Source organism: Micromonospora sp. NPDC005163 (assembly GCF_053599835.1).
Genome location: NZ_JBSFYP010000090.1, coordinates 1 through 22,507, shown reverse-complemented (window position 1 = coordinate 22,507; position 22,507 = coordinate 1). Strand labels below are relative to the sequence as shown.

At 67.2% G+C, this 22,507-nt stretch carries 18 protein-coding genes and 3 pseudogenes; 13 read left to right on the top strand and 8 right to left on the bottom strand.

What is annotated here, in order from left to right; all coding sequences use genetic code 11:
- On the top strand, positions 1 to 248 hold a 248-nt coding region (locus ACWD6N_RS34205; protein ID WP_354967371.1), incomplete at its 5' end, for a hypothetical protein.
- A gap of 87 nt (positions 249 to 335) precedes the next feature.
- Here the strand turns inward: ACWD6N_RS34205 and ACWD6N_RS34200 are convergent.
- Together ACWD6N_RS34200 and ACWD6N_RS34195 are read right to left on the bottom strand one after the other, a co-directional pair.
- The gene (locus ACWD6N_RS34200) at positions 336 to 650 is read right to left on the bottom strand and encodes a YciI family protein (protein ID WP_354968733.1); all 315 of its coding nucleotides are present in this window, start codon (positions 648 to 650) and stop codon (positions 336 to 338) included.
- A gap of 422 nt (positions 651 to 1,072) precedes the next feature.
- Positions 1,073 to 1,828: a transposase family protein gene (locus tag ACWD6N_RS34195; RefSeq protein WP_450006210.1), complete on the bottom strand. Its 756-nt coding sequence runs from the start codon at positions 1,826 to 1,828 to the stop codon at positions 1,073 to 1,075.
- Between the two features lie 284 nt (positions 1,829 to 2,112).
- Between ACWD6N_RS34195 and ACWD6N_RS34190 the strand changes: the two genes are divergently transcribed.
- The 5 genes and pseudogenes from ACWD6N_RS34190 (at position 2,113) to ACWD6N_RS34170 (ending at position 6,744) form a co-directional block, all read left to right on the top strand.
- Entirely contained in the window at positions 2,113 to 3,126 is a 1,014-nt protein-coding gene (locus ACWD6N_RS34190) for an ArsR/SmtB family transcription factor (protein ID WP_354968732.1), read from the top strand.
- A gap of 319 nt (positions 3,127 to 3,445) precedes the next feature.
- Positions 3,446 to 4,603 carry an epoxide hydrolase family protein gene (locus ACWD6N_RS34185; RefSeq protein ID WP_449941218.1) on the top strand — a complete coding sequence of 386 codons (1,158 nt, stop codon included), beginning with the start codon at positions 3,446 to 3,448 and terminating at the stop codon, positions 4,601 to 4,603.
- Between the two features lie 161 nt (positions 4,604 to 4,764).
- Positions 4,765 to 5,091 (top strand): annotated as a pseudogene (locus ACWD6N_RS34180) (transposase family protein); the annotation flags it as partial.
- Positions 5,092 to 5,304: 213 nt separating this feature from the next.
- On the top strand, positions 5,305 to 5,784 hold the full coding sequence (locus ACWD6N_RS34175) for an integrase core domain-containing protein (protein WP_354968737.1): 480 nt from the start codon (positions 5,305 to 5,307) through the stop codon (positions 5,782 to 5,784).
- Between the two features lie 201 nt (positions 5,785 to 5,985).
- Positions 5,986 to 6,744 (top strand): hypothetical protein, encoded by a 759-nt coding sequence (locus ACWD6N_RS34170; protein WP_450006206.1) that lies wholly within the window; start codon positions 5,986 to 5,988, stop codon positions 6,742 to 6,744.
- Between the two features lie 802 nt (positions 6,745 to 7,546).
- Here the strand turns inward: ACWD6N_RS34170 and ACWD6N_RS34165 are convergent.
- Entirely contained in the window at positions 7,547 to 8,098 is a 552-nt protein-coding gene (locus ACWD6N_RS34165; RefSeq protein WP_450006204.1) for an adenylate kinase, read from the bottom strand.
- Between the two features lie 243 nt (positions 8,099 to 8,341).
- On the opposite strand from ACWD6N_RS34165, the gene ACWD6N_RS34160 reads away from it, so the two are divergent.
- Together ACWD6N_RS34160 and ACWD6N_RS34155 are read left to right on the top strand one after the other, a co-directional pair.
- A complete protein-coding gene (locus tag ACWD6N_RS34160; protein WP_450006202.1) occupies positions 8,342 to 9,574 on the top strand; it encodes a TIGR02391 family protein in 1,233 nt (410 codons plus the stop codon).
- 92 nt (positions 9,575 to 9,666) lie between these two features.
- Positions 9,667 to 9,855 carry a hypothetical protein gene (locus ACWD6N_RS34155; RefSeq protein ID WP_450006200.1) on the top strand — a complete coding sequence of 63 codons (189 nt, stop codon included), beginning with the start codon at positions 9,667 to 9,669 and terminating at the stop codon, positions 9,853 to 9,855.
- 523 nt (positions 9,856 to 10,378) lie between these two features.
- Here ACWD6N_RS34155 and ACWD6N_RS34150 read toward each other — a convergent pair.
- Entirely contained in the window at positions 10,379 to 11,278 is a 900-nt protein-coding gene (locus tag ACWD6N_RS34150) for an alpha/beta hydrolase family protein (RefSeq protein ID WP_450006198.1), read from the bottom strand.
- A gap of 122 nt (positions 11,279 to 11,400) precedes the next feature.
- Between ACWD6N_RS34150 and ACWD6N_RS34145 the strand changes: the two genes are divergently transcribed.
- The gene (locus ACWD6N_RS34145) at positions 11,401 to 11,982 is read left to right on the top strand and encodes a TetR/AcrR family transcriptional regulator (RefSeq protein ID WP_450006196.1); all 582 of its coding nucleotides are present in this window, start codon (positions 11,401 to 11,403) and stop codon (positions 11,980 to 11,982) included.
- Between the two features lie 148 nt (positions 11,983 to 12,130).
- On the opposite strand, the gene ACWD6N_RS34140 is transcribed toward ACWD6N_RS34145, so the two are convergent.
- Complete coding sequence (locus tag ACWD6N_RS34140; RefSeq protein ID WP_450006194.1) at positions 12,131 to 13,171, bottom strand: IS110 family transposase; 1,041 nt, start codon at positions 13,169 to 13,171, stop codon at positions 12,131 to 12,133.
- Positions 13,172 to 13,517: 346 nt separating this feature from the next.
- On the opposite strand from ACWD6N_RS34140, the pseudogene ACWD6N_RS34135 reads away from it, so the two are divergent.
- Positions 13,518 to 14,164 (top strand): annotated as a pseudogene (locus ACWD6N_RS34135) (IS5 family transposase); the annotation flags it as partial.
- A gap of 221 nt (positions 14,165 to 14,385) precedes the next feature.
- Here the strand turns inward: ACWD6N_RS34135 and ACWD6N_RS34130 are convergent.
- The gene (locus ACWD6N_RS34130) at positions 14,386 to 18,609 is read right to left on the bottom strand and encodes a GH92 family glycosyl hydrolase (RefSeq protein ID WP_450006192.1); all 4,224 of its coding nucleotides are present in this window, start codon (positions 18,607 to 18,609) and stop codon (positions 14,386 to 14,388) included.
- Positions 18,610 to 18,981: 372 nt separating this feature from the next.
- Between ACWD6N_RS34130 and ACWD6N_RS34125 the strand changes: the two genes are divergently transcribed.
- On the top strand, positions 18,982 to 19,206 hold the full coding sequence (locus tag ACWD6N_RS34125; protein WP_450006190.1) for a RidA family protein: 225 nt from the start codon (positions 18,982 to 18,984) through the stop codon (positions 19,204 to 19,206).
- Between the two features lie 137 nt (positions 19,207 to 19,343).
- Positions 19,344 to 19,505 (top strand): annotated as a pseudogene (locus ACWD6N_RS34120) (IS481 family transposase); the annotation flags it as partial.
- Positions 19,506 to 19,626: 121 nt separating this feature from the next.
- On the opposite strand, the gene ACWD6N_RS34115 reads toward ACWD6N_RS34120, so the two are convergent.
- Complete coding sequence (locus tag ACWD6N_RS34115; RefSeq protein ID WP_450006188.1) at positions 19,627 to 20,226, bottom strand: TetR/AcrR family transcriptional regulator; 600 nt, start codon at positions 20,224 to 20,226, stop codon at positions 19,627 to 19,629.
- A gap of 78 nt (positions 20,227 to 20,304) precedes the next feature.
- On the opposite strand from ACWD6N_RS34115, the gene ACWD6N_RS34110 reads away from it, so the two are divergent.
- Entirely contained in the window at positions 20,305 to 21,003 is a 699-nt protein-coding gene (locus tag ACWD6N_RS34110; RefSeq protein WP_450006186.1) for an alpha/beta fold hydrolase, read from the top strand.
- Positions 21,004 to 21,262: 259 nt separating this feature from the next.
- Here the strand turns inward: ACWD6N_RS34110 and ACWD6N_RS34105 are convergent, their stop codons facing one another.
- On the bottom strand, positions 21,263 to 22,327 hold the full coding sequence (locus tag ACWD6N_RS34105) for an integrase core domain-containing protein (RefSeq protein ID WP_450006184.1): 1,065 nt from the start codon (positions 22,325 to 22,327) through the stop codon (positions 21,263 to 21,265).
- Positions 22,328 to 22,507: the final 180 nt, after the last annotated feature.

Sequence of the window (22,507 nt, the reverse complement as noted above, 5' to 3'; positions counted from 1 at the left end):
ACTTCTCCATCGTCCAGCGCAAAGTGCTCACACCCAACGACTTCACCAGCCTTGACCAGGTCGAAGACCGACTCACCGCCTTCGAGCAGCGCTACCACGCGACCGCCCGGCCGTTCAGATGGAAGTTCACCCCGGCCGACATCGAGGACCTGATGGCCCGGATCGAGCGACACAAACAGAAAGAGCAGAACCTCCAACAACCCGCCGGCTGCGATCACCAGCCTGCCGCACACGCCTTGGCCGCATAACCCCCGAAGGACTTACGAACCCGAGCACTTAGCTTGCTCGGCCTCGCCCACGCGGTCGGCGTTTACGGGGCCGTGCGCGGTTCACGGCTACGAACCGATGTTCGACCGGTCAGCCCTGGTATGGCGGCCGTCCAGGCGGATCGTCCACGGGTCGATCCTGTCGATCCGCAGGTGGGTGCCGCTCCACGGATCCCGGCCGAGTACCGCCCGGACGGCCTCCTCGGACTCCGCCTCCATAGCCAGCACCACGCGTACGTCGTCGAGCGGACCGCCCAGAACGACGATCCCTTCGTCGACTAGCAGGTCCATGTACGACGCGTGCGCGAGCCAGCCGGTCTGTTCTTCCATCGGCCTCGCAAGATCCCAATGCGGGCCGGCGTGCGACAGGCGAACGAGATACATGGCCTCGTCCTACCACACGGTCCCACACTTTTGTTGTCAGCTGGTCAGCGCAGCGGCCCGTCTGGCGCCACCACTCGCGGCAGTTGAGCATGTCCGAGCCTCGACCATCGACACTAATTACGCGACCACCCCCACCCGGAGACTGCCACGATGATCAGCAAGCGCCGACTGCTCTGGGCCGGCATGCCAGCATCCGCAGGTGCGGCCGTCGAGGAGTTGATTGGTGCTCACGTCATCCGGGCCCAGAGCTGCCCTGGCGGCTTCTCGCCCGGATTCGCGTCCCGGCCTGACCCTGAGCAACGGGCGCCGCGTCTTTGTCAAGGCAATGAACGCCCAGAGGTGGCCCCTGGAGGCCGGCACATACCGGACTGAAGCCCTGGTGGCCGCGGCTCTGCCGGCGCAGGTCCCCGCGCCCCGGTTCCTCAAAACCCTCGATGACGGCCACTGGACGGTCCTCGCGTTCGAGGACATCGACGGTACGACGCCCTCGCAGCCGTAGGACCGCGCCAGCCTCGACCGCCTTGCCGCCGCCGTGGTGCAGCTGACCTAAGCGACGACACCCTCGCCCATCGCGGCGACCATCCACGACTCGGCGGATGGGCTGACCTCGCCCACAACCAGGATGCGCGACACGTCTGTCGGAGCACTCGGCGGCTGATCCGTCCCGGCGAACCATCTCGGCCCCGGGATGCTCTCGCAACCACGCGGCCAGGGTGGCGGCCCTGCAGCCGGGCAGTACGTCGACCCGGCGGTGGGTGACCGCATCGATTAGCAGGGTCGCGTAACGGTGCCCGCGCCGTAGCGCGAAGTCGTCCACGCTCAGCACCGCCGGAACCGGCTCCGAGGGGATCGGCAGTGCCATCAGCAACCGCAGCACCGTGGTGCGCGAGACGCTGACCCCCAACCGGGACAGCACCGCCTCGCCAGCGCGACCAGCCAGCACTACCGCGATGTCCGCGATCAACGCGGTCAACTGCCGGGTACGCCGCGACGCCATCTCGGGCCACTGTTCCCGGAAGGTCCGCCGCGGGCAGCCGTGGGTCTGACATACGCCGCACGCGCAGTTCGACGATCACGCCGCGGCCTGCGATCGGGAAATCGGCCAACCGCCGCAGATGGTAAGCGTGCACCCGCCGTGCTGGCTGCCCGCACTCCGGGCAGGCTGCCGCTTCCGCCATCGTCCGGGCCTGGATGCACACCACCTGACCCTGATCAACTACCTGATCAACCACTATGGAGGATAGGTCGGGACACACCGTCTTGATCAGGTCCGAGACACACCGGCCCCACCCTGCAGTATCACGACCCACCAACCCAAACCACCACACCACGCTTCTTCGTGCCAGAGCCGAAAATTTGACACTCCCGACCATCGGGCCGGGGAGGGGCTCGTGGGCGGGTGTCGGCCTGACGCCGAGGGTCAAGGGCGAAGGTTCAGCGTCCGTGAACCTAGGATGGCGGGGTGATCCGGCTCCGGATGGGTCTGGCTGATGTGGCGAGGATGCGGTTTGCGTTCTCGCCTCTCGCCGAGGTGATTGAGAGCCTGTACCAGTTGTCGTCGGGGCGGGTGTCGCCGCTGCACCAGGGCTGGTTGGAGGCGACGCGGGACGGCCTGCGTGGTCTGGACATGGGGCTGCTGGGCGCGGTTGTGCCTGCGAGCGCGTACGTGGCGGATTTCCTGTTCGTGGCGGCCACCGACGCCGGCACCATCGACGACCAGCTGCGGTTGGTTGCCGAGTCGCCCGTGGCGGGAATCCGTGCCGACCTGGCGGCGGTGTGGGGTCGGGAGCCGATGCCCGCGCCGGCGCGGACGTTGGCTGCCGAAGGGGCGGCTGGTGCTCGGCGGTTGGCCGACGCGCTGTGGCGGTACTGGTCGGTGGCGATCGAGCCGCATTGGCGGGAGCTACGCGCGGTGCTGGAGGATGACGTCGCGTATCGGGCTGGCCGGCTGACCGGCGGTGGTGTCGATGCGCTGTTGTCGAGCTTGCACCCGGAGGTCAGCGTGCGGGGTGAGATCCTGCGGATCGACAAGCCCCGGCACTCGGTGGACCATGACCTGGCCGGTGACGGGCTCGTGCTGGTGCCGTCGGTGTTCGCGTGGCCGAACCTGATGGTGGACAAGGGCCCCGATCGACCCGCGAGCCTCATCTATGCCTGCCGAGGAGTCGGCACGTTGTGGGGAGGCGACTCCCGAGACGCCGACTACGCCGACGACGCGCTGGGTGCGCTGCTGGGTCACAGCCGCGCGGCGATCCTCAGCTGTCTGGCGCTGCCGAAGTCGACCACCGACCTCGCCCGTGAGCTCGGTCAAAGCGCGCCGTCGGTCAGCTTCCACCTGTCGGTGCTGCGCCGCAATGGCTTGGTGACGTCGTGGCGTTCCGGGCGCCGGGTGTTGTACCGGCACACGCCGCTGGCCAGCGGACTGCTCGGGGCTAGTGGTTCGGGGTTCGAGCGGGGCTGTCCGGATCCCGCGTGAGGTACCGACGGCGACGCTGGATTCCAGCGCCATCGAATCGTTGGTGACCTCCCAGGAGGCCTGCGACGGTGAGCGGACGCACGCATTCGACGCGCTACGGTGCCCGGTTGAATCGCAACCGGGCGTTCATCACGACCACCACCGCAAGCGTCGATTGTCGTCGATCATTCGGACCAGGAAGGCAGGAATCGTGCGGAACGAAGACACTTGCGGCCTGACTCGTCGCGGGGCCCTGCGGGCGGCCGTCACGGTCGGCGCCGTCGCAGGCCCGCTCGGGTTGGCGGTAACAAGGACATCGCCGGCGTTTGCGGAGCCCGGGGTGACGTTGCCGGCGGCCACAACGGACGTGACACCGTTCCGGCTGTCGGTGTCGGACGCCACGCTGCGCGATCTGCAGCGGCGGTTGGCGGCGGCCCGGTTGCCGGAGCGGGAAACCGTTCCCGACGGGTCCCAGGGCGTGCCGCTGGAGCGGGTACGCGACCTGGTCGAGCACTGGCGGACGCGGTATGACTGGCGTCAGGTCGAGGCGCGGCTGAACGGGTTCGGCCAGTTCCGCACCCAGATCGACGGGATGGGAATCCATTTTCTGCACGTACGTTCCCGGCACGCCAACGCCGTACCGGTGGTGTTGACCCATGGCTGGCCGGGTTCGGTGGTGGAGTTCCTCGACGTGATCGGGCCGTTGACCGATCCCACGGCGTTCGGCGGGAGCGCCGCGGACGCGTTCCATGTCGTGGTGCCGTCCCTACCGGGCTTCGGATTCTCCGACAAGCCGGCCACGTCCGGGTGGAACATCCAGCGCATCGCGGGAGCCTGGGCGGAGCTCATGTCCCGTCTCGGCTACCGTCGCTGGCTCGCTCAGGGCGGCGACCTGGGCGGCTCCGTGACGCACGAACTCGCCAAGCTCGGGCCCGCCGGACTCGCCGGGATCCACCTCAACTTCTTCCCCGTATTCCAGCCCCCGGTCAGCGACCCGCCCACGGCGCAGGAGCAGGAGGCGCTGGACAAGCTGCAGCGGTTCTTCAACGACGGCGCCGGCTTCATCTACGAGCAGTCCACGCGCCCCCAGACACTGGGGTATGCGTTGACCGACTCCCCGGTGGGGCAGGCGGCGTGGATCTACGAGAAGTTCATGGAGTGGACCGACAGCGACGGCAATCCCGAACGGGTCCTCGGCGTCGACCGGATGCTCGACGACATCATGCTGTACTGGCTGCCCGGCACCGCGGCCTCCTCGGCGCGAATCTATTGGGAGGACGCGCGGGCCGCTGGCACAGCCGACGACTTCAAGGTCCCGGTCGGATTCACGGTCTTTCCCCGCGAGATCATCCCAACTCCGAGAATCTGGGCCGAACGCGTCTACAAGTCCAAGCTCATCTACTTCAACACGGTCCCCCGTGGTGGCCATTTCGCCGCGTTTGAACAACCAGAAATTCTTACCGAGGAGCTGCGGAGGTTCGCTCGCTTGGTCCGTTGACCCTGTGCCGTGCCATAACTGGTCGCACGGGTTGTGAACTGCGGTTTTGTGGCTCTTCGCACCGATGTGTGGGCGGGTTGACCTGCTGAAACGCGCGCACGCCGTTCCCGGTCTAGGGTTTCGGGTCTCTGAGGTCCGAAGTCTGAAGATCGGGAAACGGCGTGCGTCCTGCAAGTCTATGGCAGGGTCTCCTCGGGGTGGGTAAGACCACCGTGGTAGAGCGGGTTGAGCAGGAGGAACACCTCGACGAGGACGGTGCCGAGGTGATGCTGGTCGTGGTGCACGCCAGGCCGTCGAAGGGGGCACGGCGTCGCTGCGGGCGGTGCGGGCGCCGCTGCGTCGGCTATGACGCCGGCCGGGGACGTCGGCGATGGCGGGCGCTGGATCTGGGTCCGGTGCGGGCGGTGATCGAGGCCGACGCGCCGCGGGTGGCCTGCCCCGAGCACGGCATCGTGGTCGCGGCGGTGCCGTGGGCGCGCCACGACGCCCGGCGCATCCAAGGCGAACTCGTCGGGCTCGGCCACCGCGTCGGCGCCGGCACCATCCGCCGCATCCTCGCCCGATCGAGGACCGGCCCTGCCCCGCGTGAGGTCGACACGAGTTGGCGGACGTTCCTGCGCGCTCAGGCGGCCGGGCTGCTGGCGACCGACTTCTTCCACGTCGACACCGTCACGCTGCGACGGCTGTACGTCGTGTTCGTCATGGAGGTTACGACCCGACGGATCCACATCCTCGGCGTCACCGCCCACCCGAGCGCAGCGTGGACCACCCAGCAAGCCCGCAACCTGGTGATGGACCTCGGGGACCGTGTGACACGGTTCCGGTTTCTGATCCACGACCGCGACGCGAAGTTCACCGCGTCTTTCGACGCCGTGTTCGCCGCCGAAGACATCGACGTGGTGAAGACCCCGCCACGCACGCCCAGGGCGAACGCGTTCGCGGAACGCTTCGTGCGCAGCGTCAGAGCGGAGTGCACCGACCGGGTATTGATCTACAACGAACAGCACGCCCGTACCGTGCTACGCGACTATGAGGACCACTTCGACCGGCACCGGCCGCACCAGAGCCTGGATCAGCATCCACCCGACTACGACCCCGGCGTGGTCATCGCGATCGACAAGCCGATCCGGCGACGCCGCGTCCTGGGCGGCGTGATCAACGAGTATCGCCGGGCCGCTTGATCCACCAGGCAAATCCCCAGCCCACAGCCTGAAACACAGTTTTGGCGCGGTACAGGCGAACTGGAGCTCCCACTCCTAGCGGAGGGCCGCTGCCCAACGTGCTCCCAGAACGTCGACGACAGAGACGTCGCCACTAGCACCGTCAGCACCGTTGAAGACAATATCGTTCTTCTCGATGCCGAACGGGCTACTTTGGTTGCGATGCAAGCCGCAGCAGAGGAGAGAAGCGCCGATATCGCCCGCACGATTGCTTCAGCGGAGGCGGCGCTATCCGCAGCTCGTGACCGGGTAAGGCTACTGCGGGATGAGTTGATTGGACCCTCAAACGCTCCGAGTCTCGCCATCGTTCAGGAGAGGTTGGCGATTGAGAACAGACTACGAGCCGCTGCCCGAGTAAGCGCACTTGTTGGTGTGGTGGACGAAACGCTCGACGACTTGGCGGCAACAGTCGATGATGTCCGCGCTCGGCGCGCAAGCCTTCAGCTCGATTCCGATAGTCCTGAAGACCAAAGCACGCTCCGTCGTTTTCGAACTAGCTTCCAGGAGCAGCTCGTGGCGTACAACCTGCGCAGTCTTTCACCACGAGACGTTACGATTGACGACAAAAGCCTCCTGCCGGTGAACGACGGTTTCGAGCTAACCTTTGACGTGGGGATGGGGATGAGCGCCTCGGACACTATCCGCACTAAGTGGGCATACCATACGGCTTTGATGGAGACCGCGACCTCCGCTCCGCATGGCCGGCACCTGGGCATTCTTATGCTCGACGAGCCGCGCCAGCAAGAGACAGACCGCGCAAGCTTGAGAGCGTTTCTTCAGCGGCTGAAGCAAGACAGCAACCTTGCCCAAGTTATTTACGCCACGAGCGAGGACCCCGCAGCTCTAAGCAATCTCTTGGAGGGGATTCCACATACTCGCCTCTTGGCTGAAGGTGCTCATCTCATAGATTTCCGTAGCTGATCCCGCCGAAGGCCGGCAGAGATGGTTTGCCGTCCCGTGTGCCGTCGACCCGCCCTCACGGGGAGCGGGCCGCCGCCCGGTGCGCCACGTCAAGCGGACCTTGACGGCTGGTTCGGACGGTGGCGCGCCGGGCGGTGGTCTGCTCGGCTTGCTCGGGTCGATGGCAGGCGGGACGGCCTACCGCAACCACCCACGGACCCGGCACCCGCCGACGATCTTCCAGCCATCCTGGGGCTGTTGCGCCCCCGCCGGAGGCGCAGTGACCGTAAGCCAGCTCGGGCCGCCAGCTCGCCGACGTGGCCGGCGTGCGCTCCCCTACGCCGCGCGGGTCCTGGCCGCGCGGCCCAGCCGGCTGCCGGCCCACCACCCCACCGGTCAGCGGTCGTCGTTCTGCGGCGGCCCCTTGGGCTTCCCGCTTCCGCGCCAGCCGCCGGGCGTGTTGCGTGGCCGGCGTGGAGCGACAGCGGAGCGTCGGACGCGCGCCCAGGCGGCGGCGCGTGCGGCCCGTCTCGGGCCGCCTTGAAGACGTACAGAAACTTTGCACAACATCGCCGGCAGCCGCCGGCAGTCCGGTGTCGTACTCCGGTTGATGCGTTACACGTTGACTCCGCTTGATGGGTTACGCGATCCCCCGGCTCGCCGGCTACCGACTGTGAACCCCGGTGGTCTAGGACGCGGATGCGGCAACATCCGCTTCTGCCGATGAGCGGACGCTCCGCCGATCGGAACGCGGTGTGCGTGGCATCGATCTCCGGCGCGTGGGGGTTGAAGATCGCCCGCCAGATGCACCGGCTGTTCCCGCCTATCCGGTTCGTTCGCAGGGGAAGCTGTGAAGCCAACTGGCGACGGCCTTGGGCGTACGGAACAGTAGTACAGGGGGTTTTTCCGGATCGGCTTGCCATTGGCGCATGCGCTGTTGCTTGCGCTTGAACGACCTGAAGTGCCACACGACGATGGAGTCCTTCGACAACAATGCTCCTATCGACTCGACGTTGCCGTTGCACACTGAGGTTCGCTGGATTACCCGGACCAGGCTTCGCCTGAGCAGGCGCCCCAGAGAGATCCATCGAGGGAAGTCGAGGCCCACCACAAGATCGGCTGCCGCCAACGGGATGTCGGCCCAAGCGCCGTACGCCCCATCGAGCACCCACTCTTTCTGAGTACAGATGGTCGCAATATCTGTCCGTTGCACCTCGGTCGGCACCTGGACCCATCCCGGTTCCCAGGCCAGATCATCGATCGAGTACCAGGGCAAACCCCAGCGCTCACCGATCTGCCGGGCGAGAGTCGTCTTTCCCGATCCTGTCACGCCATAGACCAGGACTCTCGACGGACGCGACGGCGACAGCTCCACGGCGACACAATACTCATGCGCCGTCCGGTGCGTAACACCGCAAACCGCAGGGCTGGATCGCACTCATCTGCCGCGAACCGCTCGCTACGGAGCATGACGGAGGTTGTGGTGTCGGATGTCCGACCGTGCCGATGACAGCACACCCGATCTTGACGATGATCCTGTGCTCGGTCGTGCCGACGGGCAGACGTCATCATGCTGGCTCACTACGGAACGACAGGCCGAGTAGAGGAGCAACGAGTCGTGAGCAAGCTGTCGTTGCCAGACAAGACCTTCCTGGAGGCCGTGCTGGGCATGAGTGGTGGATATGTCCTCGACCTCACAAACACATCATTGGCGCAGCTATTCGACGACCTCGCCATCGAAATCTACGAGGATAAGTACGCCGAGTACGGAGTGTCGAAGGCAAACAGGTTGAGGACGCTGTGGAAGATCGGCTCAGATTCCGAGGTCGCATCAACGCTCGGTACCCTCGCGGACTACATCGAAGCGAAGCAGGCTGCTCCGGGCTTTTCAGGCTTCTGCGAGGAGATCACGGACGACCAGATCGCCAGGATCCGAAGGATCGCGGCGGAGCTCGATGGTGCACCGTCTGCTGGTAGGGGGCAGACAACGTCGACCGACGACGTAGCTGACCCCACGCCCGCCATCTTCACTACCGAAGCGACGGTTTCAAAGAACAAGATTCAGATCGAGATCCACGGGGACATTTACAACCACATCGGGCAGTACCTGGCGACCGGGGACTACTTCCATGCAGTCGAGGAGTCCTACAAGCTGGTGCGCGGGAAGCTCCGCGAGATCACGGGCAAGGAGAAGGCCTCGGACGTCTTCAACAACAGCGCCCAGAACACCGCACACTACGAAGCTCTGTTCGGTAAGGCGACACCTGCCAACGACGCGGAAGCAGACTTCTTCCGAGGTATCGGGTACCTACACTTGGGTGTCCAGCATCTCAGAAACGAGAAGGCCCACACGCCGGCAACACCTCTCGAACCCAACCTTGCCGTGCACTACATCTCGCTGGCGAGCCTCGCCTACGACCTGATCACGCGATACGTCAGCGAAGACACGATCAAGGAGCTTGAAGACCTGGTTCTCACCAAGCGCCAGAGCTACCGAACCGCAGGCGCCTTTTACCGTGACTTCGAGGATGGCAAGTGGCTGCGAAACCTGACGCTCCCTGCCAAAGTTCAGTCCTCGGCGGTGCGTAAGGTGCTCAAGACCAAGTGGCTGGACGAGGCTGACTTCACCCGGAGCTACGACCACAGCAACATCGTGCTGATGCGGCTTGAGCTCGTGGTCGACGAGCTCACCGAAGCTGACCTCGACCGTTTGCTGGATCTACCGACAAAGGACTCGTACGGCAACGACCAGTCGGTAGGTATGCAGCAGTTCGTGGAGTTTGTTCAGAAGAAGTATCCGGACACGATTTCAAAGAAGGCGAAGGACTGGCTCACGAAGGAGCAGTCCTGACGAGTGCCCTCCGAGCTTGAACGGATGGGCTTCCGGGTCCAAAATTTCGCCCCTGCTCCGCTCGTGCTCTATGCCTTACGAGTGAAGTTCCCATGTTCAAAGCCTTCGTTGGGATTGGTGCAGCGACGCCTGAACAAGACGGCCTTATCGCGTGGCGCGGCTTCGCCCAGCCCTTCCGCCCGCAGCGCGCCTACGCGGCCTTCGGACCCGTCGTCTTCCCGCGATCCCAGTACGACAGTGCGGTCCGCTGCGCGGCTGCCGACGCCACGGCGATCGAGTAGTCACGTTCGCGATTGGACGCCGCGGACGCCCTCATCTGCCGCGAAGCGCTCGTCACCGAAGGTGAGGTCGGGCGCCGGTCGCCGGCGTCCGGACGTGCCGATGAGAGTGCGTAGAACGACCTGGGCTGCCTGCGGGCTGCCGTCTTCGACCTCGCTGCAGAAGCGAGCTATCTGGAGCGGATCCAGCGACGCTTCGGACCCGTCCGGACCGCCGTTGGATGTCCCCACCAGGCGAGATCTAAAGGCCCCGGTTGTCGGCCCTTGCCTGTGGCCCCCTGCGCGTTGGGGATCAGTGCTGTGGGGCGACAACGAGGCCGAGTGCAAGCAGCGCGGCGGCGAGAAGGGAGCGTCTTCCCGTGTGCCCTTTCCGTGTTCCGGGTGCGGCGGCGTGAGGACCCGCACCACCCGCATGGTGTGGTGTCGGCCGCGCCCGGAACACGGAGAGGTGAACACATTCATCCTGATCGTAACCATCAATAGATGTGAGTTCAACCATTCGGGTACGCGTGGTGTCCGCTTGTCTTTACTTGGATTCGAGTCGGCCCAGGGTGCTCTCGACCGGTGCCGGCCAGGTGGAGTCCTTGAGGCCGAGGGCGTCGCGAAGGTAGGCCCACGTGAGCCGCTGGATCAGTGCAACCCGCTCGGGGCTCTCGTCCGTCGTCGCTTTGGCTTCGTAGTCGGAGATGCCGCCGAGCGAGTGCTCTGCTCCGAACAGGGTGAGCAGGCTCTTGCTGCCCGGGCTCAGGTGATACGCGTCGGTGAACCAGTCCGGCCCGCGGACTGACAGTGGGGAGTCGTCCTGGTCGCCCGCGACGACGAGGGCCGGGGTGGTCATGTCCGCGAAGCTCGGGCTCATGAAGGGGAAGTGCTCGGCCGCGAACGGGGAAAGGTCGGCTCCGCCCCGGCCGGTCACGGCCAGCAGGACGCCCGCCTTGATCCGTGGGTCGGACATGTCCTCTCCTGGGCGGCCGTCGGCGTCGAGGACTCGCGCCCCCAGCAGCGTGCTCGCCGTCTGGGCGCCATAGGAGTGCCCGGCCACGGTGATGCGGGTGCGGTCGAGGCGTCCAGCAAGGCCGGGGACGGACGACTCCAGCAGGTCGAGCTGGTCGAGGGTGCGCTTCAAGTCGTCGACACGGATTCGCCAGATCAGCGGTGTGCGGGGGTCGTCGGGCGGGAGGTTCAGTGTCCGCGAGTCGAGGTGGGTGGGCTGGATGACGACGAAGCCGTGGGAGGCCCAGAAGTCGGCCAGAGGGCGGTTGTTGGTCGCCGACTGGCTGAAGCCGTGCGAGAAGACGATGACGGGCAGTTCGTGGCCGGTCGTGGGTGCGGAGACCCGTACGTGCAGATCGTCGCCGCGATCGGGGGCCGGCAGCGTGATGGGGTGCACCGAGACGACGGGTGTGGGCTCTGGCATTGCGTGCATGGTCGTTCCTTCGTGACTTGGCATTGGCCTGCCGTTCTGGCATGCTATCAATGCGGAACTTGGTTCCGTTAAAACGATACGGAACACGGTTCCGATTTTCAAGGGATGTGACGGGGGTAACGGTGGCCGGGACGGGCAGCGGATCGGGTGCCCCGCGAAAGCGGCGGGCTGATGCCCGGCGTAACGAGGAGGCGTTGCTGGCGGCGGCCGCCGCGGTGTTCGTCGCCTCCGGAGTCGATGCGCCCGTGCGTGACATCGCCGCCAGGGCCGGCGTCGGCGTCGGCACCATCTACCGACACTTCCCGACGCGGGCTGATCTCATCGTCTCGGTCTACCGGCACCAGGTCGAGGCGTGCGCTGCGGCCGGTCCGGCGCTGCTGGCGGAGAGTGCCACACCGCACGCCGCCCTGGCGAGCTGGATTGACCTCTTCGTCGACTTCCTGGTCACCAAGCACGGCCTGGCTGAGGCGATGCAGTCCGACGATGCCGCCTTCCAGACGCTGCACGCCTACTTCCTCGACCGTCTCGTCCCCGTCTGCGCCCAGCTGCTCGCCGCCGCCGCAACGGCGGGTGAGATCATCCCCGACATGGACGCCCTCGTCCTGATGCACGGCATCGGCAATCTCTGCATCGGCGCCGACAACCCTAGCTACGACGCGCGCCTCATGGTCGGACTCGTCATCGCAGGCTTGCGGCTCCGCTAGCGCTCAAAGGAAGTACGCGGCGCGCGGTCGCCGGTAGAGACGCGGCAAAGCGGTGGCATGATGCTCCGCGATTGATGGGACTCGCGGTAGGCCACTGGCAGAGCCGAATCTCTGCCCGTCCGCCATCCGCATCTGGCACCCCTTTGTGTCAAGAGGCGGCGAGGAGGAGTGTTCTAGGCTGGTCGTTGGCGGGTCCGGGAAGTGACTGTTCCGAAGTGCCGGCTGTCGGGATTGAGCTGGCCGCGCTGGATTGAAGTGTCGCTCCCGTTTGTCCTCCCGGGCCCGTCTCGGCCTTTGCGGCGTCCTTGATCATCTGTTTGTAGACGAGGTCGGAGAGTCGTCGTTTCAGGGCGCGCATGGCTTCCATGGTGGTCTTGCCTGCGGCGAGTTTGCGCTGGTAGTAGGCGCGCCCTTCGGTGTCGTGGCGCAGCTGGACGACGGCCATGATGTGCAGGACCCGGTTGACGCGCCGGTTCCCGGCCCGGGACAGGCGGTGGCGTTGTTGGTCGCCGGAGGACGCGTCGATGGGGGCGGTGCCGTTCCAGGAGGCGAAGTGCCCGCGGCTGGCGAACCGGTGGATGTCACCGATATCGCCGATCAGCCGGGCGGCTCCGGACGGGCCGATACCCGTGAGCCGCATCAGGTCGGTGCCGGTGGCCTCGACGAACTCGGTCAGCTGCGTGTTCGCGGCTTTGATCTTCCGGTCAATGCTTGCGAGTTCGGTGATCAGCTCCGAGGCGAGCTGGCGGCGGGTGCGGCCCACGATGTCACGAGGGCGCACGGTGTTGAGCAAGGCACGGGCCTGTGGCGCGGACAGGGACTTCTTGGCTCCGCCCGGCAGTAGTTCTAGGAGCAGCTGGTGGATCCGGTTGACGGTGTCGGTGCGGGTCCGGCCGAGGTGATCGCGGCGGTCGACCAGCAGCCGCAGCGCGACGGCGGCGTCGTCGATGGTGACCTGGCGTAGTCCGTCGGTGCGGAGGGCGGCCACGGCCACGCTGTGCGCGTCGACGGGGTCGGTCTTGCGGCCGTGGCCGGTGGCGAACACCCGGGCGCGGGCGGACAGTTTCGCGGGGACGTCAACCACGGTCTCACCGTCGGCGACGAGGCGTTGAGCGATGTGCCGGCCGATGCCGTTGCAGCCCTCGACCGCCCAGATGTGGTCCTTGTACTGCCGGCCGAGGGCGAGCATCGCCTGGTAGCCGACGCTGTCGGTGCTGAACCGGCCCTGCGCGAGGACTTTTCGCGGTCGTTGATGACCTCGATGTCGCGGACCGTTTGTGGGGGTCCATGCCGATGATCACGCGTGCCATGCCGTCCTCCTCCAGACGCCCACGTGAACGGCGTCTTCACCACTGCCGTCATGCACGACGCCCAACCGTGAAGCGGACTCCGCCACAATGTGAACACCGAGCTCCCGATTGATGCCGATGCGATACGCCGGCTTTGATCCACGGATCGTGTCTGGTTCAGAAAGCTCTGGAATCGTCGGACTCCAGGTGCTATCCACCACGTGCCATCCACAGTAGACCTACTGTGTGACCGAGCGACCCGCCTACCCCTCCGACCTGTCCGACGCCCGCTGATCGCACCACGGCTCTCGGCCTGGCGCCAGGCCCGCACCGACGCAGGCATCGGCGGACGCACCGCCACCCACGACCTACGCGAAATCTTCAACGCGATCCTGTACGTCAACCGCACCGGCATTGCCTGGCGCTACCTGCCACACGACTTCCCGCCATGGCAGACCGTCTACGGCTACTTCACCGCCTGGACCACCAACGGCATCTTCACCCAGCTCAACTACGACCTCACCGCACTGGCCCGCACCAAGGCCGGACGCACCGCACAGCCGTCGGCCTCCGTAATCGACACCCAGAGCGTAAAAACCTCCACCAACGCCCCGCTCGCCACGCAGGGCATCGACGCCGGCAAGAAGATCGTCGGACGCAAGCGCGGCATCGTGACCGACGCCCTCGGCCTGCTGCTCGCGGTCATCGTCACCGCAGCCAGCGCCAGCGACAACACCATCGGTATTGACCTGCTGGAACAAGCCAAAGCCGCCCACCCCGCCCTGTCCAAGTCCTGGGTCGACGCCGGCTTCAAGAACCGGGTGATCGAACACGGCGCCACCCTCGGCATCGATGTCGAGGTCGTCAGCAAAGACCCGCACGTCAAAGGGTTCTCAGAGGGCGTCTGATTCGTTGACGTCAGGTATGTCCGCATTCGCGGTGGCGTCGTTGCGCCAGGCCAGCGTTGATTCGCCCGTCAAATCGACGGGACATCCTGCGCTGAGCACCGGGCCAGTCGGCGCCCTGGGGCGGCGGCGCGGCCGTGGAAAAGGTACGGGACGTGCTCAGCGAAAGGCCGGACACGTCCCGTACCGGTGACGCGGTGTGGCGTGGATCAGCTGGTGGTTTCCAGCCGGACGCTGGCCAGCCAGCCGCCCCAGCCGTCCGCGGGCCGGCTGTCGCCGATTCGCAGATAGAGCTCCTGCCCGGCGCCGCCCGCCTGCTGCCGCAGCGTCGCCAGGTCCAGGGCCGGCTGCTGCCGGTTGCCCTGGAAGATGACGGCGTTCGGCTCACGCAGGATCGTCGTCCACGTCTGGCCGTCGGTCGACGCCTCGACGAGGAACTGGTTGGCGATGTCCAGCGTCACCGTGCCGCTGGTCACCCCGGCCGGGATCGGCAGGCGGTAGGTGAAGGTCCGCTGCTCGTCGGCGAAGCGTGCCTGACCACCCGCGCCATCGCCGGTCAGCTGCGACCCGTTGTCGGCGACGAGCACGTCCCGCTCGGAGGGGGTACCGGGCTTGATCTCGGTGACGTCGCCGACGACTCGTGCGGTCCCCTCCCCGCCGACGGCCCAGCCGTCCCACCGGGCGGTGACCCGCACGGGTTGTGGGCCGGGGGCCGCGGTGGCGGCGGGGGTCACGTCGACGGTGAGCGTGGCCGACTGGCCGGGGGCCAGCTCGGACACCGCGGTGCTGCTCGGTTCGGCGGTCCACGACTCCGGTACGGCGACCGTCAGGTCCGGCGCCAGTGTGGTGTCGCCGGTGTTGGTCAGCACCACCTCGACGCCGCCCGTCGTCCCGGCGCGCAACGCCACATCGGCGACCCGCACCTCGATCGGGGAGGCCGGGATGGCGTCCCGGGTCAGGAGCTCGACCTCGGCCAGCGAGACCGTCTGTTCGCCGTCCGTGCCGGTGAACCGGATCCGGTACTGCTGCATCTTGGCCGGCTTGTCGAGCTGGAACGGGCGGGTCTGGTTGCGCCAGTCGAACTTCTCCCCGTCCCGGCGGTCCAGCACCTGCCACCGCCGGCCGTCCGTCGAGCCCTCGAGCACCCACTTGCTGGGATCCTGGGCCGACGGCGCGTCGCTGGAGGTGAGCGTGTAGAACTCGACTCGGGTGGTGTCGCCGCCGTTGACGCTGTACTGCACGGTCGGGTTCTGACCGCTCAGGACGGCGTCGGTCCGGGAGTCGTTGTCGAACAATGCGGTGACGTCACCTCCGGTGCCGGCCGTCGCGAAGCCACGGTTCGTTCCGGTCACGTCGTGCAGCGGGCTGGGACGCTCACCGGTCTTCGTGATGGAGTCCGGAACGTCGCGCGCACCGGTGCCCCACTTGGACGGCTTGGGTCCCATCGTGAAGCTCAGAACGCCGCCGTCGGCCAGTTCCTCGTGGTCGATCGAGGTCGACGTGTGCTTCTTCCCGTCGACCGTCAGGCCCTGTACGTAGATGTTCCCGTCGCTGGTGCCCGGTGCCTTGATCACGAGGTCCCCACCGGGCAGGTGGAGCGTCGCGTCCTCGAACAGTGGCGAGCCGATGGCGTACTCGCCGGTGGCCATCTGGAGCGGGTAGAGGCCGAGCGCGCTGAGGATCCACCACGCCGAGGTGGCGCCGTTGTCCTCGTCGCCCGGGTAGCCCTGGCCGATCTCGGAGCCGAGCCAGCCCTGGGCCAGCGCCTGCCGGACCTGCTCCTGCGCCTTCCACGGCTGCTGGGTGTAGTTGTACATCCAGGGGATGTGGTGCGAGACCTGGTTGGGGATCGCCCATTGGCCGAGCCGCAGGTCCCGGGTCTCCCGCATCTCGTGGATCACCCACCCGTACGAGCCGGGGTGCTGCGCGGTCTCCGGCGTGCCGAAGAACTCGTCCAGCTTTTCGGCGAGACCGTCCCGGCCGCCGTACAGCTCGGCGAGACCCTGGCCGTCGTACGGGGCGGGGAACGCCTCGTTCCATCCGTTGGCCTCGGTGTAGTCGTGGTCGTTGCCCCAGACCTTCGGGTCGTACTGGTCCGGCGGCTTCGTCCACTCCCCGTCGGCGGACTTGCCCTGGAAGAAACCGATGGAGGGATCGAAGAGGTCGACGTAACCCTCCGAGCGGCTCCGGAAGTACTCGGCCTCCTCACCCAGCCGCTTGCGCTCCTTGCCCGACGTGCCGCGCTCCTTCGCCGTCGCGTCGGCCATCGCGGCAATCGCGAAGTCGTTGGCGTAGCCGTCGAGCGACCACGAGAAGCCGGAGCCGACGTCGTTGGGGAGGTAGCCGAGGAAGAGCGAGCGGTCGAGGTCGGATCGTCCGACGCTGTTGTCCGGGGGCCGCACGGTGGCGTTCTTCAGCGCCGCCGCGTATGTGTCCTCGGCGTCGATTCCCGGCACGCCCTTGACGTACGCGTCGGCGAAGGCGGCGTCGGAGTTCGTCCCGGTCATCACTCGCGCGTAGCCGGGCGACGACCACGGCGAGATCCAGCCGCCGTCGCGGTACTGCTGGACGAAACCGTCGACCAGCTCGCCGGCGACGTCCGGGACCAGCAACGAGTACGCGGGCCAGGCCGCGCGGGAGGTGTCCCAGAAGCCGGTGTTGACGTACACCTTGCCGTCGGCGATCTTGGCGCCTGTCTGGGTGGGCGAGCTCGGTGGCGGGCCCCAGGACCCGGAGGACTGCACGGCGTGCTGGTAGCGCGGCCGTTGCCGGGTTCCGGTGTTCTCGAATCCCGAGTTCGGGTACAGGAACAACCGGTACAGGTTGGAGTAGAGCGTGGTGCGCTGGTCGTCGGTGGCGCCCGCCACCTCGATCACGCCGAGCCGGTTGTCCCAGGCGGTCCGGGCGCGGGCCACCACGTCCGGGTAGGTGTCGTTCGGCGCGATCTCCAGCTCGAGGTTCCGCTTCGCCTGCTCCACGCTGATCAGCGAGGTGGCGATCCGCATGGTGACGACGTCGCGATCGAAGGAGACGTACCCGGTCGAGGGCCGGTGCCCGGCGGTCAGCATCCCGCTGCCGGTGACCGGGGCGTCGAAGGTCGCGTACATGTACATCCGCGTCATGCCCGTCGAGATGGTGCGGGTCTCCGACCAGCCGGAGGCCGTTCCCTCGGCCGCGTCGATGGTCAGGCCGGCCCGGTCGTCGATGTTGTCGAAGATCAGTTGCCGGCCACCGCCGGCCGGGAAGCTGAACCGGAGCATCGCGGCGTGGTCGGTGGGGGCGATGTCGGTACGCAGGCCGTTCTCGAAGGTGACGCCATAGTGGTGCGGGGACGCCGTCTCGTTCTCGTGGCGGAACGGCAGGGCCCGGGCCTGACGGTCCGGGTCCGGCACGCCGGCGGCGGTCGACGGCATGACCTGGAAGGTCTGCCGATCGCCCATCCAGATGCTCGTCTCGTGGCTGGCCGAGAACGCCTGGATCTCCGGCAGGTTCGCCTCGTTGTTGCCGTCGTGGTAGCGGTACAGCGTGCCCAGCGAGCCGGCGTCGGTCACCGGGGTCCAGAAGTTGAAGCCGTTGGGCACCGCCGTCGCCGGGAAGTTGTTGCCCCGCGAGTAGTCGCCGTTGGACTGGGTGCCCCGGGTGGTGACCACCCAGTCGGAGGGCCGGGACCGGTGCGGCTTGGCCGGGTCACGCTCGATGGCGATGTCGTCGATCCAGCCACCGATCTCGGCCGGGCCGGCCGGCCCGTGGTAGGAGAACAGGATCGCATCGACCGTCTTGCCGGCCGCCACCGTACCGATCTGTGCCGAGCGGCGGTTCCACTGCAGCGGAGAGAGGGTGTTCGACTCGCCCTGGGCCCGGGCGGTCAACCGCACCCCGTTCTGGTCCTCGATCGCCAAGTCACTGAGCCGGGTGCCGTCCGTGAAGGCGAGGTCGATGGCGACGTACGTGCTGGCGTAGTCGAGCGCCTGCTCGTCGAACTGCGGAAAGACAAGGTAGGACAGTTCCGTACGGGGTTCGATGGGCAGGTTCACGTCGGCGATGACGCCGGTGGCGTGCGCGGCGCCACCGGGCTCGTGCCGACCGGTGTAGTGCGCGGCGTGCAGGCCGGTGAAGCCGACATTGGCCTTCGCGGCGTACGCGCGATCCGGGCCGTCGTCCACCACCGTACGCAGCCCCGGCTGGCCGTTGTCCGGGCGGACGACGCCGGAGACGTCGGGCTGGCCGTCGGGACCGGTCGCCACCTGCCCGCCGCCCGGCAGGGTGACGTCGCCTTCGAACGAGGTGCTCCAGTCCCCCGAGCCCGCGGCGGCGGACTGGGCGAACGCGTTAGCTGGCAGCATCGCCGACCCGGCGACAAGGGCCAGCACAATGGCGCCGACGGCGGCCGGATGGGGGCCGGACCGGCGCGGGGGTGCGAGGAACAAGGACATTGTCCACTCCTGCCTGACAACGTTGTCAACGTTTTCGCCAGTATTTGCGATCTGGGTAATCGCGTCAAGTCCCGTCCACCGGTCGGGCAGGGCACCCCGCGAATCTGTCCTTTGTAGACCGAGATTCGGGGCACCCGCGACCGGTCCGGGTACCCGAGCTTGGCCAGCCCACGCAGGGCCAGCCCGCCAGAACAACGCCAGACAGCGACCGTCAGCCGGTCCGGTTGAACAGGTCCACAATGGCAAACGGTTCTTCGCTATCGTGGTCGCCGTGGGGGATCTGTTGGAACTGCTCGGCGGGCGGCTGCGGGCCAGCCGCGTCGGGCGCGGCTCCTGGGGGCGCTCGCCGCGGCTAGCGGGGTGCGCCGGAGCATGATCTCCGACATCGAGCGGGGTGCGAAGCCGCGGCACGACCCGACGATGCGGCAGGCGCCCGTCGCCGGGCGCGTGCGGGTTGTCTTCGTCAGCGGCCAGGTGCCCTGGGCGGAGGCGGGCAAGGTCCCCGTGGACTTCGAGTCGCAGTGCCGGCTGACCTGGCGCAACGTGCTCGCCGTACCGGCCGAGGCAGGCTGGGGGTGGAACACCTGGCCAAGGTGACGATCTACCTGTCCGACCGCCGCTACCGGGAGGCTAACGGTGCGGGTGCCGGAAACCTCATCCATGCAAGTCATGCGGCCGGTCTACTCGTGGATGATGCCGCCGAGACGGTCGCGCCGCCAGACGTCGAGTCGGGCGAGTTCCTCTACAGCCGCACCTGGCTATCCGAAGACCAACGCCGCGAAGCCCTCGGCGTCTGGAACATCCACTACAACTACCACCGACCCCGCGGCGGAGCAGGAGGCCAACCACCAGCCCGACGACTACGCGAAGGCGTAACAAACGTCCGGACCTCCTATAAGCTAGTGGTGTTCTACCCGGAAGTGGCAACGAACTGGCACCCCGATCATGAGGATGCTGCGCGAGCACGACGAACAAGCCGCCGAGCCGGACATGATGATGGTCACGAAGCCCCAGGGCCTACTTTTCCGCTGGTATCTGGGCCGGGACTCCGGGGCACAGAGTCCCGGGGGTGTTGGAAGCGAGTGCGGCCAGGAAATCGTCGAAGGCCTGATCGGCTCGCGACGCATCACCTGTGGCCTCGATGTCCATAATGAGACCGCGAATGACCGCGAGCACGAGGGTGCCGAGTTCGGGACGGCCGATGCTTCGCATGCCGTCCTCGAACGGTTGCAGCCAGTCTGTGGTGGACTCGCGACGAAAGCCCGGCCACAACTGTTGCTCGGTACTCTCTCGGAGGTTGCCGAACATGCTGAGGTACGGGCGGCCGACCGGGCCGGTTATGACCTGCCAAGCCCGTCGCAAAGTGCTCAGATAGGGCTCGTCCGGTCGTGGGGACACCAGTTCGCCGAAGAAGTCGCGCTGGCGCCGCCGCGCCCGTCCCAGGGTTTCCCGCAGCAGCGCGTCCCGGGTCCCGAAGTGGTAGATCAGCATCCGGGTCGACGTGCCGGACGCCGCCGCTAACGGCTCGAGGCGGTCGGGCAGCCCGTGTGCGAGCGCGTGGTCGACGCAGGCGTCGAGAATTCGATCGCGGATCTCGGGCTGCTTGTGCCGTCCCATCGCCACACCTTTTCACGTAACTGGCGGTACGTCTACCGTTGATCCAAGTGGTCGGGACCCCAGATCAAGGAGGAAGAGATGCGTGTTGTGTTTGTGCACGGGGCGTGCGTTCGTGACGGATCGTGGTGGTGGCACCCGGCCGCCGCGGCCTTGCAGGAGAGCGGCATCAGCAGCGTTGCCCCGGCGCTGCCGAGCTGCGGCGAGGGAGACCGGCCGGCCGGGCCGCAGGGTCCCGGGCTGCCCGAGGACGTCGCCGCGGTGCGCGCTGTTCTGACCGAGGAGGGCGAGCCGACCGTGGTCGTGGCACACAGCTACGGCGGCATTGTCGCCGCCGAGGCGGCGGTGGGCGTCGAAACGGTGCGCCACCTGGTGTTCGTGTCGAGCTACCTGCCCGAGCCCGGCGAGTCGCTGTCGACGTTCGGCGCCGACGCGCCGCCACCGTTCCTGGACTTCGACCCCGACAGCGGCACGTTCAGCGCCAGGCCCGAGCTGTTCGCCGAGACGTTCGTCCAGGACTGCCCGCCGGACATCGCCCGCGAGGCAGCGGCCCTTCTGGTCCGGCAGACGTTGGCCGTGACCCACCAGCCGGTACGGGCGGCGGCGTGGCACGACCTGCCCACGACGTACGTGGTGTGCACAGAAGACCGGGGTACCCCGGCGGCGGCGCAACGCGAATTCTCCCGCCGCGCGGGCAATGTCATCGAGGTGAACGCGGGCCACCACCCGTTCCTGTCGCAGCCGCAGACCGTCGCCGACATCATCACGAGCCTGTCGTGACCGCGACAGCGGACCTGGAGCGGCAGCTCTACGCCGCCTTCAACGGCCGGGACCTCGAGCCTCTGCTCACCCTCGTGACCGACGACGTCAACTGGCCGGACGGCCCGGGCCAGGATGCACGGCAAGGATGCCGTCCGCGACTACTGGGTACGGTAGTGGAGCTGGATCCACACCCACGACGAGCCCAGCGAACCGATCGAGCTGGACGACGGACGCATCGCGGTGCAACATCCTATCGGGCTCGCAAATCAGATTCGGCCTACGCTGCCTGCGAGTATTCGTTGATCAATCCGCCCAGGATCGGGCGTCGTTGGACGCGAGCACTGCTGAGATCAACGACCTGCGGTGGCGGGTTCGGTGGTCGCTGGCCGAGTGATCGGTGTGGCCGGTGGCCGTTGTAATGCTTGGTGTACTCGGTCAGGACGCTCGACAGGTGCCGTTCGCCGGCGATGAGCATCCGGTCAGTGCACTCGCGCCGCACCGTGCCGACCCACCGTTCCGCGTAGGCGTTCGCCCTCGGCGCTTGTGGCGGTATTCGAATCACGTCGATGTCCGCTGCGGTGAAGACCGTGTCGAAGGCGGCGGTGAACTTCGTGTCGCGATCGCGGAGCAGGAACCGGATCCCGTCGGCGCGCTGGTCGAGGCTCATGAGCAGGTTCCGTGCTTGCTGAGTGACCCAGGTGCCGGTCGGGTGTGCGGTGACACCGACGACGTGGACGTGCCGCGTGGCGAGCTCGATGAAGAACAGTACGTAGATCCGTTTCAGGAGCACGGTGTCGACGGTGAAGAAGTCGCAGGCCAAGATGGTGTGCGCCTCAGCGGTCAGGAACTGCTTCCAGGTCGGTCCCGTTCGGCGGGGTGCCGGGTCGACGCCGGCCTGGTGCAGGATCTTCCATACCGTGCTGGCCGCGAGCCGGTAGCCCAGACGAGCCAGCTCACCCTGCACCCGGCGATGCCCCCAGGTCGGGTTCTCCGCGGCCAGGCGCAGGACCAGTTCCCGGATCCCGCGGTCTACGGGTGGCCGGCCGGGTCGCGCGTGTGGGTAGGTCCAATGTCGTGCGATCAGCTGTCGATGCCAGCGCAGCAGGGTCGCCGGGGTGACGAAGAACGCCGCCCAGTGTTGCCGAGGCAGCAGCCGCGACAACGCCGCCAGCACCACCCGGTCCGCGGGCTGGAGATCGGGTCGGTGCACCTGCCGGCGCAGCACCGCCACCTGATGCCGTAAGACCAGGAGTTCGACGTCCTTCGCGCCGCCGTCCCGGGCGAGCTGGGTCAGCATCTGCAGGACCTGACGCAGGAGCAGGTACACCAGCGAGGCTGCCATACCTTGGATCGTCGCCGCCCTGAATGGACCGACCTCGCACAAAGCCGCACGTCACAGCCACCGAACCGAATTTACGAGCCCAACAGGCCGGCTGCTTGACGCACCTTGCCCCGCAGTAGGTCGTGGATCGTCTCGGTGGTGCCGTCCGCGGCCCAGCGGGTGAAGTAGGAGTGGACGGTC